Source organism: Paraburkholderia sediminicola (assembly GCF_046026855.1).
In the GTDB taxonomy this organism is placed as follows: domain Bacteria; phylum Pseudomonadota; class Gammaproteobacteria; order Burkholderiales; family Burkholderiaceae; genus Paraburkholderia; species Paraburkholderia sediminicola_A.
In genome coordinates this window covers 91772-104785 of the sequence record NZ_JAQQET010000036.1, presented here as the reverse complement: position 1 = coordinate 104785, position 13014 = coordinate 91772, and the positions used below count along the sequence as shown (strand labels likewise).

Sequence of the window (13014 nt, the reverse complement as noted above, 5' to 3'; positions counted from 1 at the left end):
TAATTCAACTATTCTTCAGGATGCGTTCGTTGGTACAACGTACGCTTATGATGCGGGTAGCCGACGCTCCCAAGGCGTTTGACCACGGCTGGTACCAGCGATAACCGACGCTTGTAGCGCAGCCCCCACGCGACTCAGGCTCCTTTGAGGCTTCATGTCGCGCGACCATACACTGCCATACCACCGCGGTCGCACACCCTATGGCCAGATAGCACACTGATGCTTCAAGCGCTAGCCTCATGAGTTAGAAAACCATTGCAATCCCGAGATCGATGTTTTTCCTTCGGATAACTATTCGTGTCAGAAGATGACGTGATAACGAAACATTTTCAAGGAATCCTGCCGAAACATGCATATGCTGCTTCAACCGGCAACAGGCCGGAGTGGAGGTAGCCTTGGAGATGCTTTATAGGCGCCGCATCAGCGGTGATAAGGCAGGCGCACGAATCGCTGAGACGGCTTCGCCGAACCAGGCGCTCGTCCACTCCTTCACATCACTAGCGTATTCGAGCGCTATCTGCTCCGATTCATCAAAAATTCTTGAACTCCGCTTATTCCCAAACTCGCCCAACACCTTAGATCACTCCGCAGATACCTCAATCGCGCCGCACCCAGTGGAAACACTCGTTGCCGATTATCTGGACTCAGGCGGCAACACACCGGCAGCGGCGTCATGGCGACGAACGGAGGTAATTGGAGTAGCCCCCAGGTCCCGACGCCCCGACGCAGACATACCACTCGAAGTAGAACGTCCACAACTGAATCAGGTTATGCGAAATGACGTCGCGGGCATCGACGCAAACCATTTTTATCAGCATCCGCAAAGACTTCTCCGCCTTATCTATCAGTTCTCCTTCATCCTCTTTCCCGGCACCGCTAGCATGGCTTGTTTTTCAATCGCCATTGTGTAGCTCGCGCCAGCGAAAATTAGATCACCTCGCGTGATTCGTGGAGGTGATCGCGGGCAACCCGATGATGGTTAGGGCAGCCCACACCTTGAATAGGAATTTCTAACTCACGGGACTACAAACACGTAACCTCCCGACATTCGCCCTTCTCAGATCGACCCGCCACCGCCACAACTACAGCACTTTCTAATGCTTCCCCGGCATGACCAATTTGATGGACTGCGGACCTATTCCGTGGTCGCCGATACGACCTGATCCCGAATCGCACCGCAATATCACTCAATAGCGTAACTACCCATCTCTCTTTATGAAAGCCGACAAGCGAAACGCGGCACAACAGCAGACCGTCGGGCCGATGACTCGCTACAGCCCAGTGCTCCCGATCACCCGTACTAAGCCTGAATCGAACAGGGGACACAGAGCGCGCGGCGATCGCCATGCAGAAGGCAATCAGGTGTGTGGCTTGTTAATACAAATTTCGATGCCCAATCTCGCCAACGCGTGTGTCAAACTATCGATTGGCATAAGTATCACCCAGATCTCAGTTGCCATTGTTTCTAAATCAGCACTTTATATATTTGCCAGGCAAATCAATGAACATCAGACATTTAGAGTATTTCGTTATCCTCTCAGACGAGCTTCACTTCAGGCGCGCGGCGGAACGCTTGGGTATGACGCAGGCACCGTTGAGCCTTGCCATTCAGTCCCTAGAGAACGAACTTGGCGCGAAACTCTTTTACCGCACCAAGCGCGCGACTACGCTGACCGAGGCTGGTGTGGCGCTCCTTGACGATGCCCGCGCCATTCTTTCCCGGATGGAACACGCGAAGGAGGCTGTCTGGCAGACAGTCAGCGGAGAGGTTGGTCGATTACGAGTCGGGTTCACCAATGCATCGTCCCTTCTCCCTTTCTTTCCCCATCTCATCCGAAAATATCGAGCCTTACGCCCTAAGGTCAGCATGGTCCTGCGCGAGCTTCCTTCTTCTTTGCAAATCGAGGCCCTCGAGCAGCGTGAGTTAGACGTCTCACTCCTACGTCTTCCATCTAATGCCCCAATTTCCAGCGTTGTATGCACGCCGCTCCTTGAGGAGCCACTGCTCCTTGCCGTGCACGCTGGGCATCCCTTGGCCACCGCAACGTCGGTTTCGGTCGCCGATCTCTGCGACGAATCTTTCATAGCCTATGCCCAGCGAGCCGGCATCGCCGTCTCAGACCAGATTCTGGCGCTTTGCGCCAAACATGGTTTCGTCCCCAACGTGGTCCAGGAGGTCCAGCAGGCGTCAACGATGGTGGGTCTTGCGTCGACAGGATTGGGAGTTGCAATCGTACCGTCGGCACTCGCAACCATCGCGATACCTGGCGTCGTTTTTAGAAGATTCAGCGATCTCGACGCCACTACGACCATCTATATCGCACACCGTTTCGGAGATGCCAATTCGCGGGTCGGCCAGTTTGCGGATTTGGCGATGAACATCGTTTCCGGATAGCAACGCTTAAAGTCAACCCGTGAAGCGCGTCGATATACAGGCCTAGCAATAGAGGACGTTAGGCCTAAGTTCGACGTCAGGGTGCCTCGAGCGCCGATACCCTCGTAGCAGTCGCAAATGCCGCCACCATCATCACTCCACCCAGCACAAAGCTGGCCGCTATTGCGAGACGTAGCGCGTCAACCGTTTGCGAGCCCGTTCCGGAAATGACCGTGTTTCCAGTTTCGTCATGAAAAAAGCGGATAAACGCGCTGCTCGTATGTCCAGATTCAAGCATCAAACGCATTACAAAGCCGGATAGCGCAACACCAATCGCCCCGCTGAGCGAACGCACAAAAGACATCGACCCTGTTGCCATGCCTAATTTTTCAGGCGCTACAGAGTTCTGGACCAGAACAATAGCATTCGGCATTCCCAGACCTGTACCCAGACCGAGGACGGCTAGCGCCGATAGGAATGGGACCACGCCGGCCCCCACGAGTGACGAGACGCCAAGCAGTGCCAATGCGGTGGCCTCCAAGCCGACACCCAGCAGAAAGAAACTCTTGAAGTTCCCGCTCGCGCTGGAGAGACGTCCTCCGTACGTGGAACTCACGATCATCCCTACGATCTGTGGTACCAACATCAATCCTGATTCTGCCGGTGTTTTCCCAAGGACTAACTGGAAATACAGGGGCAGGAAAACCATGGCCGCCTGCATTGCGAAGGTCATCATTCCTGCTGCCGCAACCGCAACCGCGAAAGTCCTGTTCCGAAAGAGCCCGACGGTGATGATGGGTTCGGTCGCCCGGCGCTCCCAAAGCAAAAAAGCTGCAGAAAAGCAGATCGCAATTAACGCGGTGATCCACGGATTCAGAATTGCCCCTGCGAGCTGACCACCCACTCCATTGAGGAAAAGCATCGCCGCACATACACTTACGATCAGCAAGAGCATGCCTACATAGTCTATGCGATGAGCGCGGCGAACTGCGGGAGCGGGCAGAAACAGCACGATAAGCACCAGGGAAATTAGTCCCACAGGCAAGCTCGCAAAGAAAATCCATCGCCACGACGCGACAGTGATAAGCATCCCTCCAAGTAGCGGTCCGGTGACAGTGCAAACGGCAGCGGCACCACTAAATAGACCTTGATATCTACCGCGCTCGCGCGGCCCTACCAAATCTCCGATTGCACTTTGTGAAAGCGTCGAGAGCCCACCGGCGCCCAAACCTTGCATCGCCCGAAAAGCGATCAGCTGATTCATACTTGTGGCAAGTCCACATAGAGCCGAAGCCAGTAGAAAAATTGAGATGCTGATCATGAACATGCTACGGCGCCCATGCATGTCGGACAGTTTTCCGTAGATCGGCATGGAAACTGTGGACGAGAGCAGAAAGGCTGTGACAACCCACGATATCTGGGGCAAGCCACCCAAAACTTGCGCGATATGAGGAAGAGCGGTCGAGACAATATTTTGGTCTATCGACGACAGAACAATTGCCAGCACGAGGCCCCAGAGCGCCTCTTTGAAATGAATGAGTCCATTTGCGTTTCCCATATTTCGGGAAATCGGAAACGTTCTTTTAGCTGTGGTCTTTTCGTATTCCTGCATTGCTCATTACCGTATCGCGCGCCTGAATCTGTCCGCGCAAATCCGGCCTTGTCCTTTTTTATCAGATAATCAGAAAGATACTTGAAAACACACCCCACTTCTCCGTCTGCGACAGCAAGCCTTCGAATAGTGCGCTGAACATGCCATCCGAAGCAATGAAAGAGAGACTCCCGATGCCAAGTTCGCCGAAGTCGCATGTGGCAACCACAAGAGCAACCTGATTGGGTTGCATGCGAACTCGAACGTTGACACTCAATAATCGACCGATGGACGCTCGCGTCTAGCCACAGATTGCAAGCGGCCCCTGATCGTCGCAAACGTCGGGCCTCGAGGCCCGATAAAGACGGACGTCTGCAATTGCCTTTCTGCCCTTACTCGTCGAAGTCGAACAGCGCCTGCGGATTGTCCACCAGGATTTGCTGGCGCGTTCCTTCATCTGGAGCCCAGTCGAGCAGAAGGTTAACGAGCTCACCAGTATCTCGACTGCCATCCGTGAGATGAGGCCAGTCTGTACCCCACAGTGCCCTATCCGGCCGCGCTTTAATGATGGCCTTCGCAAGATGACCAACTGCGCCGTAACCGCGCCCCTTGGCAATACGGTAGGGGGCAGAAAGTTTCAACCACGCGTAACCATGTTCCAGCAGTCCAAGTAATTGTTCAAAGTCGTCCCCTGTGAGACCGTCCTCTTCAAGCATGTACCCCATGTGATCAATCACGAAGTTGTACTCAACCGTAGACAGGAATGGAATCAGATCACGCACGACATATCCAGGCGTATAGAACTGGATATGCCATCCACGAGGCCTCGCACGTTCGATCATGCGCAGGATGTATGATTGGATATCGCTGCGATCCCAGCCCGCGCGCGCAAACAAATCAAGCCGAATACCGCGGACGCCAGCCGCATGGAACTGATCGAGTTCCGTATCTGTCACATCTTCATCAACCATCACAATGCCACGCCCGCGCGCGCCTAGTTTCGCGAGGGTATCAATCGTGAGCCGGTTATCCGTACCGTAATAGCTCGGCTGCACTAGGACCATGCGTTCAATCCCGATGTAATCGCACATCGCAAGGTACTGCTTGAGCGTACCGTCGGGGAAAGTATAGTGAGGTTCCTTGACTGACTGATATCCAACTTCAAACACATGGAAATGAACGTCGCACGTGTGAGGCGGCAGCACAAAGGCCGGTTTGGTGTTGGTAGTTGCTTCTCGCATTGCGGTCGGTACTTGTACTTCGCTTGCCATTTTTTCCTCTCATTAGTTAATGTTTGTTAAACTGGGGTTTTTTCGACTGCTTGGCTCAATTCAGCATGCCACTGCTGCAATGCAGCGCTGCGCTGACGCGCGGCCGAAAAGAGCATTTCAATGTCCGATCCGGAAATAATCATCGGTGCGACGCCCATTTTCAGAAATCCGCCGAGTATGTTCAGATCCGAAATTCCGCCAATCACACACAGCTTGCCGCGAGCCTTGCACGCTGCAGCAATTTTTGCGACTTGATCATAGAATGCACTGCTCGTGTAGTCTCCCGGCGCTCCCAATTCTGCTGAGAGATCATTCGCGCCGATAGCAAGAATATCTACTCCGTCGACCGCTGCAATTGCGTCGGCATTCGACGCACCCAACGGTGTTTCGATGAGTGTTTTCACGATCGTGACCCCGTCAACCAACGGATTCAGCTTTCGCGCCGGAGTGGGCTTGAACCCGAACTGCGGAAGCATTGCAATCTGGGATCGTTGACCGCGAGGTGCGAACCGGCATGCGCGTGCCAGTTCCTCTGCTTGCGCCGCCGTCTCAATACGAGCAGCAATTACGCCGATTGCACCACCGTCCAGCACTCTACCGATCGAACCGTAATCGCGCTCAGGGACGCGAACGAACGGTGTCATTCCAAGGTCATTAGCCGTCGACGCCAATTGCGAAACGACGTCAAGAGGCATTGAGCTATGCTCGAGGTCAATGATGATGCTGTCGTGCCCTGTTGATCCAGCCACACGAACCACATCTACCGTCCGTGCGCCGCGGATCATCATGGCAGTAACCAGTTCGCCACGATGCAGCTTGTCGATGAGTACATTGCGCTCTCTAATTTCCATGAGATTCATATCCGATCTCCGATATTTATTCGCATTACCAAGTGGTTATTCCTTGCAGCGCCGTTGCTCTACATCACGCGCGCTTTGGCGGGTACGTCACATTGGTGAATCCGGGAATGACGACGGCCGCCGGGTTATTGTCGTGATCGCACAACTGGTCGATGATAAAATGCGCAACGGAATTCGACAGAAGCTGCGTAGGATCTTCCATGACAAACCGCAGACGAGTGATTGCTGTCAATCGATCATCGGTGGAGCGCAGTCGCGGCATTGCACTCAGGCTACTTGTTCCGGGTTCGATCACTGGTGGTTCTTCGATACTTTTCTTGAATGAGGGAAACCCTTCGAACATCAATCTGGACAAGTCGATGTTCGCCCTGATGTGGAGAAAAAGATTACGAAACTGCTGCTCAAGCTCGTCAATCCGTGCCTGATTGCCGATATCTTCGAGCGACATCGACGGGCCATGCGGTGCAATCTGCACGTTCTCCACTGGCAATTGCTCGCGCGACGCCTTGAAAAGAAGGTGGCAATTGTTATTGGTGGGCCACGTCAGACCCGCCGTCGGCCGGCCGGATTTTCCGCTGAGCAGCACCATCAACTTGCTCCAGTCGAAATTCTGCGAGCGCAGCCACTGAATTACCCGCTGGCCGATATCAAGAAACGTCAGCGAGAACGTAGCCACCATCATATCGTTGATCGGCACAGCAACATCGTCCTTGTTCGACGGCTCCAGAAAGCCTTCCCGCAGATACTCGAACGTCATCAGGCTTTCATCAGCAAGACAACGGCTCAGAAACGAAGTGGTGACTTCGCAACTGTAATCGATCATATCGGCAATCTTGCGCTCGTAGCCCTTATAAGCTTCTACTGCAACTACATCTGTCCAGTAGCTTTCACTGTTAAGTTTCCTAGCCTCGTCCGTGCACTTCAGGATCCGCTCGGCGTCCTGGCGCCATGAGGCATAGCCTAGGTCTCGCAGTCGGAAAAGCCAGGCAAGTGCCGGACCGAGATGCGAGATTGATGTCAGCTCAATGAATCCCTTCGTCGACCTGCGAAAGCTTTGCACGATAGGTGGCTGACGTAACCCTGGAAAGAACACAAAGTCAGATCCGGTTACGACGAGAATGGGATCTTGCTCGGTCATTTTGACCATGTGACGGGTCAGATGCTGCCCCGTGCTGTCCTGACCGGTGTAGGCGTCATACAAGCCTTGAAAAACTGGATCTGGTTGGTAAGCCATGACTTCTTCCTTGACATTATTCTGATTGATCACTGCCGTCAAATTAAAGCGCGTTCAACCGTTAAAGCGATAGATGATCGTATCGGTTCTGAAGCGCACATCGGGCGTCAAACTGTTTGAGACGGCAAGGAAGATCTGGCCATCTGCATTAAACACGGCGGCATCAGTTCCTCCAGATGTCGGGAATTCCTCCACAAGATTGAACTGGTCTTTCTCCCACTTATAAATGCGAGAAAGGAGGCTGGTATGCGGCGCTGAAGGTTCTCCTTCGATAAAATTGATCTGCACCAGAAACAACCCCGCGCCGCTCGTGACAACGCAAAACTCCCTCCCCCCCGGGCCGCTTAGGGTTTGCTGCGCCGTGAACGCGTCGGCGGTCCATCGATACAAAATCGAGTCACCCTGGATGTTCGCGAATGCGAGCAGGTGTTCGCCGTCGACCTGAAAATATCGGAAACATCGCCCAGCCTTCTCAGCAAACACCTGGAACGGGACAAAAGCCGCGCCGCTCCATGCGTACAACTGGGATTGAGCTACGTGGTCCGCATAGCCGAGAAAATACTGCCCGTCGATTTCGAAGGATTCCCAGTTGTATCCCCACTGGCCGTCGAAAGTCTGAAATTCGGCGAATTGTGAGCCGTCCCATTCAAATATCCTTGAATGGCGCGGATTCGTCGCTTCGATATGGCCCAGAGTTACGCCTTGAGCCAGAGCAAGAAATGCACGTTCACCGATTTCGAAGAAATGCCATTGTTTCGCTGCGAACCCCGGGAAGGTTTGGAAGGACTCCCATCCAGAGCCAACACGCTTGTAAAGCACCTGGTCGATGTTGTACTGATACGGGCCATGTCCTCGGCGAACACCTGCGGTCACCATGAATTGCTGATTGCGGAACTCAAAAACGTCGATATCTTCGCCTCCGCTCAGCGGCAAACCAATGTCCTCGACAAACTGTCCGTTTTCCCAACGATAAACCAGCGCGCCGGTGTCGCTGTCACCCCCGTTCATATGCGCCGGTGTGTCAGGGACATCCTTCGAGAGTTGCGGAATTCCAAGGTACTGACGGCCTTCTGCGGTGAACGGGAGAACGGCTCGGGCACCGTTTGTCGGGAGACGCTGGTGTTCAGTGAGTAGCATGATTCGTCCGGTTGATTGAAGTTTGAGGTAGTTTGCCGAAATCGCTAGTTCGGCTTTACTAAATCCACGAGGAGATAAGCGACGGCGGCGATGCCCGTTGGAATAGCCATCATGAAGAACATCATTTTTGGATCGGTTTGGACCGACAAAAGGTATCCGCCGAGAAGTGGACCAAACATGGAACCGACCCTACCGATGGAAAACGACCAGCCGGCACCCGCGGCCCGCACGTGCTGTGGATAGAGCTCTACAGACATCGCCGGCGTGTTTTGCTGGCCGCCTATGGCTAGTGCTCCGCTAACAAACAGACTGACACATAACACACCGATCGACCCAAAGAACTGCCCAACTAGCGCTATCGACACAGCCCCCGTAGCGATCATTAGTGCCACGAGTCTAAAGACCCCAAATTTTCGAACGAGCACCGTAGAGGCCAATGCGCCAGCAACCCCACCCAGATTGAGGAACACGCCGCACAAGGCCGCAGCGCGTGGAGGGATGCCTGACCTGACGGCAATCATAGGCGTCCAGCTAGTCAACAGATACGCAACAAGCAGCATGCAGAAGATGCCAACTCCCAGAAAAATGCTTGCGAGTAGGCGTCCCTCGGCAAACGGGCCAAACAGGGAATTACGCCAGGTGACTTGCATTGCATTCGTCGTCTCCCGTTTATTTAATGTTTCCCGCATGAGTAGCGTCAACGATACCGCAATGAGCAGCAATGCAGCAGTACCAACGAATAGTTGTCGCCACCCGTGGAAATATAGTAGCGCCGTCACGCCGCCGCCAATCACCGCTCCAAGCGGATAGCCTACGAACATTAGCGTGACCACGGCGTTTCGTCGTTCCGGGCTGAAGTGCTCTGCTACGAGAGGCACAATGGCGGCGAGAACACCGCCCAGTGCGAAGCCGGAAACAAAACGGTAAACTGCAAATGCTTCAGACGATTCCGCACGCGCGCAAAGGATGGTCCCTAGAGCCGCCAGTAACAAGGAGGCGACTAGAGCCCTCTTCCGTCCCACTCGATCAGCGACAGGTCCTATAACGATTCCGCCTACCATCGAGCCGGCGAGTCCAGCCGTGAACACCCTGCCAAGCGTCAGTGGCGAAAGATGGAGATCGCTCGAAATAAGCGGCGCTAGAAACGAGATCATGAACATATCGTAGCCATCGATCATGACGAGAAGGCACGACGCAATCAAAGGCGCGGCCGCCCATCGCGCCACGGCTGGGACACGTGGATCGATCTGTTCTGCAAGCTGCTGACTTGTCAAGTTAGTCCCCTTCATTGTCTTATGTCGGTCAATCTGTATGGCGTAGCCGATGTTAGCCCGGCTCAGCTCCACGGCTCAATTTCATAAACGCTAGTTATTGATTTCCAAGTTGAATCAGAGTGTCGCCTCGGTCGCCGCGGTTGCGGAAGGACTACGAGATCGCGCATCGCAAGCGCGGCATATATACGCGGAACGTAAGCGAGTGTGCAGTAACCTCTGTTCATAACAGATGTGGCTTCGACATTCTGATTCCCACTAGATTTGGTGGGAATCAGAATGCTGGAGGTAAGCGCGCCGGGGCGGCGACGAGACTCGAGGAATACACACAAGAATTTCGGGAGATGGTGGTGCGCAAGCTAACGACCCGGCGCGTTCGACCGCCGACGTTGCGCAAGAACACAGTCTGAACGCGAACATGGTTGCGAAGGAGCAACGCGAACGCTCGTCTGTGCAATCGATGGCGCCATAGCCGGCACCGGAGCCGGGCATATCGACAGGCGCACGCGCGGCCGTTACTCGAGCACCTCCATGCATGGCTCACAAAAACGCTGAAAGCGCTCTCCCGCAAATCCGACACGAGGCGGGTGATTCTCTAGGTCCTGAACCGGTTGCAGGCACTCACGCGCTATTGCGATGACGGCCGCCTCGAAATCTACAATCTGCCAGTCGAGCGCGCGTTGCGCGGCGTGGCCATCGGCCGACGTAACAATCTGTTCGCTGGCGCTCGCGCTGACTCGGATGACGAACGTGCCGCCGCGATCGACTGCAACATCGGCACGGCGAAACTCAACGAAGTCGATCTTGAAGCATATCTGCGCTTCTTGCTCGCGCACATCGCCGACCGCCCGATCAACCGCGTTGACGAACTCGTGCCATAGATGGTTGCAAACCAGCTTCGTGCAAACGCCTGACGAACACGCCCGCACGTCAACGCCGGCGCTCTCGCAGCGCTTACCGCAGAACTTTCGCAGCGCGCATTGAACACAAGCGATCTTGCTTAGGAGCGCAGATCCTCGTTCGACTACCGAAATGGCGATTGGCCGAATCTGTAGCTTGATGGAGGGCAGGAGGCCATGATCGCAGCCTTGTGGCGCGACCATGGCGTTCCGAATATGACCTTGCGACCTAGCGTAATGATTGCGAGGATAGGAAGCCGGTCAGCGTCCTCAGCAAGACGATTGTGGCTCGCAAGCCGCGAAGTCAAATGTCGCGACAAACGTTCGAGTTAGGCTGGCGAACGTTCGACCGCGATCTAGCAGGCCGTTGAAATATCCGTCGTTGATGCGCTCAGGTGCATTACGACGGATGCTCGGTTCGCACTTTTGAAACGCGGAACACGTTTGCGGGCATCCGACGTTGCTCGCGGGTTCGCCATATCGGTGTTATCCATTGCTTCCTGCCCCTCAACCGGCAAGTGTGCGCATACGCGTCAGGTTGTAGCCGACCTGAGTCAGTACGAAGAGCTGGTCTACGCGTTCAAGTCCTCGATACATCGCCTGTCGAATTCGTCCGACTGCCTTGCCCCATCCGAACACCTGCTCAATGCGCTTACGTTTTTGCTGGCTGACCGCGTAACCCGGCCAACGCGTAGTTCGCTCGTCAATTGCTGAACCGCCTGGACGCCCATCGTTTTGTGTCACATGCGGCGTGACACGATTCGCGCGACAACTGCCGACGAAGCCGGCGGTGTCGTAGTTCTTGTCCGCGCCGACCGTGATGGCGCCCGGTGCAACACTTGCGGCATCAGCAAGCATCCGCCCGGCCGCGTCGCGCTCGGCGGTGCCCGTCGCCAGCGTCACCTGCGCGTTGACCACCAGGCCATGCCGGTTGTCGGTCAGCACATGGCCCATATAACAGAGCATCGCTCCGGTTCCTTTGCTCTTGCGAAACAGGCGCGCCTGCTCGTCCGTCGTCGATTGGTGCGTCTCGTTACTGCGTTTCTGTCCGTGCCAGTTGTCGTTCGGCGCTGGCGGTTCGTCAGGAGGCGCGTCGTCTTCGTCTGAACTTGCCTTCGGCACGAAGCTCTTATGCCCGGCCCATGCCTGAATCAACGTGCCGTCAACGCTAAAGTGCTCCCCAGAAAGATATCCGCGCTCGCGCGCGGTCTCGACTGTCTCGTTGAACAGCAACACCAGCACATCGTGTTCGAGCAACCGGTCGCGGTTCTTGCTGAACGTCGAGTGGTCCCACACGGTCCCGTCCATCGGCAGGCCGACGAACCAGCGGAACAACATGTTGTAGGAAATCTGTTCCACCAGCATGCGCTCGCTACGAACTGAGTACAGCACCTGCAGCAAAAGAGCTCGCACCAGCTTCTCCGGCGCGATGCTCGGCCGACCTCCTTTTGCGTCAGCCTCGTACATCCGCGCGAGCACATCGTCCATGCGTTTAAGCGCGTCATTGAGCCAGGTGCGAATCGGACGCAACGGATGGTCCTTCGGCACAAAATCATCCAGCTTCAACACCGTGAACATTGACTCGGTAAAACCATCTGGCCCACGCATCCGTTCCATCTCGCTCTCATTGATGACATAAGTTCAACGTTTACGCCTGCGTCCCGGATGACCGTTCCGCGAGGTATTTCACCGGCCTGCTAGACGTTACACGCGGGAATCTGAATAGCGCGGCGTGAAACACAATTGTAAGGATGTAGGCATGCCGCTTCAACGCGAGGGGATCCGGCCACGTCATCAAATCCTGCTTCGCACAGACGTTTAACGCGATCCGTGAGTGGTCGACAAGGAGCCGCCACCGGCCCGGGATGGCAACGCCTAGAGGCGAGTCTCCCGTAGACATTCAAGGCCGCGCAATCAAGTCATCTGTATTCAGCAGAATGCGCCGTCTGTGACGTGGTGATGGCCGTCGATCCATAACCCCCAGGCTCAACGTGAAGATGATCATATTGTCCAAAAGCACTGATTGGAGCTGCCTGAATGTCCGCCGCGTAATGACTCCAATCAAGAGGGCTATAGCCCGCGCGCTCGTATTGGACAAGTTCGGCGCGAACCTCCGCGCGACTCAGAGGCTGATTCGATTGTGCGATTGCTGCTACAGGTGCAGAAAGAATGATGGCTACCAGCAGGGCTTCGAGAAGCGATTCCATGGTCTAACTTCCTAGATTTTATTTGCTCGGGCAACACCATTTTAGGTGGAAACCCGTCTAGGGTAAATACGTATAACGAAGTAATTTATGTGAGGCAACGGCAGGCGTTGTAGAGACGCGACAAAGCATCCTTGCCACCAAATTCTCCGATGTGAGGGCCGCAATGGCTC

General features: G+C 54.9%; 10 protein-coding genes and 1 pseudogene. 2 read left to right on the top strand and 9 right to left on the bottom strand.

The genetic code is table 11. From position 1 onward, the window contains the following. Window positions 1-1501: 1501 nt before the first annotated feature. Entirely contained in the window at window positions 1502-2395 is an 894-nt protein-coding gene (locus tag PQR40_RS31420; RefSeq protein ID WP_408510603.1) for a LysR substrate-binding domain-containing protein, read from the top strand. Between the two features lie 76 nt (window positions 2396-2471). Here the strand turns inward: PQR40_RS31420 and PQR40_RS31415 are convergent, their stop codons facing one another. The 7 genes from PQR40_RS31415 to PQR40_RS31385 all read right to left on the bottom strand — a co-directional run bounded on the left by PQR40_RS31415 (window position 2472) and on the right by PQR40_RS31385 (window position 9741). Beyond that, window positions 2472-3986 carry an MDR family MFS transporter gene (locus tag PQR40_RS31415; RefSeq protein ID WP_408510602.1) on the bottom strand — a complete coding sequence of 505 codons (1515 nt, stop codon included), beginning with the start codon at window positions 3984-3986 and terminating at the stop codon, window positions 2472-2474. Window positions 3987-4047: 61 nt separating this feature from the next. Beyond that, window positions 4048-4218, bottom strand: a complete 171-nt coding sequence (locus PQR40_RS31410; protein ID WP_408510601.1) for a hypothetical protein — start codon at window positions 4216-4218, stop codon at window positions 4048-4050. Window positions 4219-4357: 139 nt separating this feature from the next. After that, window positions 4358-5236, bottom strand: coding sequence for an amidohydrolase family protein (locus PQR40_RS31405; RefSeq protein WP_408510600.1), 879 nt, complete (start codon window positions 5234-5236; stop codon window positions 4358-4360). Between the two features lie 26 nt (window positions 5237-5262). Further along, the gene (locus PQR40_RS31400) at window positions 5263-6096 is read right to left on the bottom strand and encodes an HpcH/HpaI aldolase family protein (protein ID WP_408510599.1); all 834 of its coding nucleotides are present in this window, start codon (window positions 6094-6096) and stop codon (window positions 5263-5265) included. Window positions 6097-6160: 64 nt separating this feature from the next. Continuing rightward, a complete protein-coding gene (locus PQR40_RS31395) occupies window positions 6161-7330 on the bottom strand; it encodes a DUF5624 domain-containing protein (RefSeq protein WP_408510598.1) in 1170 nt (389 codons plus the stop codon). A gap of 54 nt (window positions 7331-7384) precedes the next feature. Beyond that, the gene (locus PQR40_RS31390; RefSeq protein ID WP_408510597.1) at window positions 7385-8467 is read right to left on the bottom strand and encodes a hypothetical protein; all 1083 of its coding nucleotides are present in this window, start codon (window positions 8465-8467) and stop codon (window positions 7385-7387) included. 44 nt (window positions 8468-8511) lie between these two features. Beyond that, window positions 8512-9741: an MFS transporter gene (locus PQR40_RS31385; protein ID WP_408510596.1), complete on the bottom strand. Its 1230-nt coding sequence runs from the start codon at window positions 9739-9741 to the stop codon at window positions 8512-8514. A gap of 482 nt (window positions 9742-10223) precedes the next feature. On the opposite strand from PQR40_RS31385, the pseudogene PQR40_RS31380 reads away from it, so the two are divergent. Then, window positions 10224-10619: pseudogene (locus PQR40_RS31380) on the top strand (IS66 family transposase); the annotation flags it as partial. Between the two features lie 525 nt (window positions 10620-11144). Here PQR40_RS31380 and PQR40_RS31375 read toward each other — a convergent pair. Both PQR40_RS31375 and PQR40_RS31370 read right to left on the bottom strand, forming a co-directional pair. Beyond that, entirely contained in the window at window positions 11145-12245 is a 1101-nt protein-coding gene (locus PQR40_RS31375; protein WP_408510608.1) for an IS5 family transposase, read from the bottom strand. 311 nt (window positions 12246-12556) lie between these two features. After that, complete coding sequence (locus tag PQR40_RS31370) at window positions 12557-12844, bottom strand: DUF4148 domain-containing protein (protein ID WP_408510595.1); 288 nt, start codon at window positions 12842-12844, stop codon at window positions 12557-12559. Window positions 12845-13014: the final 170 nt, after the last annotated feature.

What these genes read in the sequence shown, in the direction of transcription:
- PQR40_RS31415 (WP_408510602.1), bottom strand. Translation starts at nt 3,986, where the DNA reads ATGCAGGAATACGAAAAGACCACAGCTAAAAGAACGTTTCCGATTTCC.
- PQR40_RS31400 (WP_408510599.1), bottom strand. Translation starts at nt 6,096, where the DNA reads ATGAATCTCATGGAAATTAGAGAGCGCAATGTACTCATCGACAAGCTG.
- PQR40_RS31405 (WP_408510600.1), bottom strand. Translation starts at nt 5,236, where the DNA reads ATGGCAAGCGAAGTACAAGTACCGACCGCAATGCGAGAAGCAACTACC.
- PQR40_RS31420 (WP_408510603.1), top strand. Translation starts at nt 1,502, where the DNA reads ATGAACATCAGACATTTAGAGTATTTCGTTATCCTCTCAGACGAGCTT.
- PQR40_RS31375 (WP_408510608.1), bottom strand. Translation starts at nt 12,245, where the DNA reads ATGCGTGGGCCAGATGGTTTTACCGAGTCAATGTTCACGGTGTTGAAG.
- PQR40_RS31390 (WP_408510597.1), bottom strand. Translation starts at nt 8,467, where the DNA reads ATGCTACTCACTGAACACCAGCGTCTCCCGACAAACGGTGCCCGAGCC.
- PQR40_RS31370 (WP_408510595.1), bottom strand. Translation starts at nt 12,844, where the DNA reads ATGGAATCGCTTCTCGAAGCCCTGCTGGTAGCCATCATTCTTTCTGCA.
- PQR40_RS31410 (WP_408510601.1), bottom strand. Translation starts at nt 4,218, where the DNA reads ATGCAACCCAATCAGGTTGCTCTTGTGGTTGCCACATGCGACTTCGGC.
- PQR40_RS31395 (WP_408510598.1), bottom strand. Translation starts at nt 7,330, where the DNA reads ATGGCTTACCAACCAGATCCAGTTTTTCAAGGCTTGTATGACGCCTAC.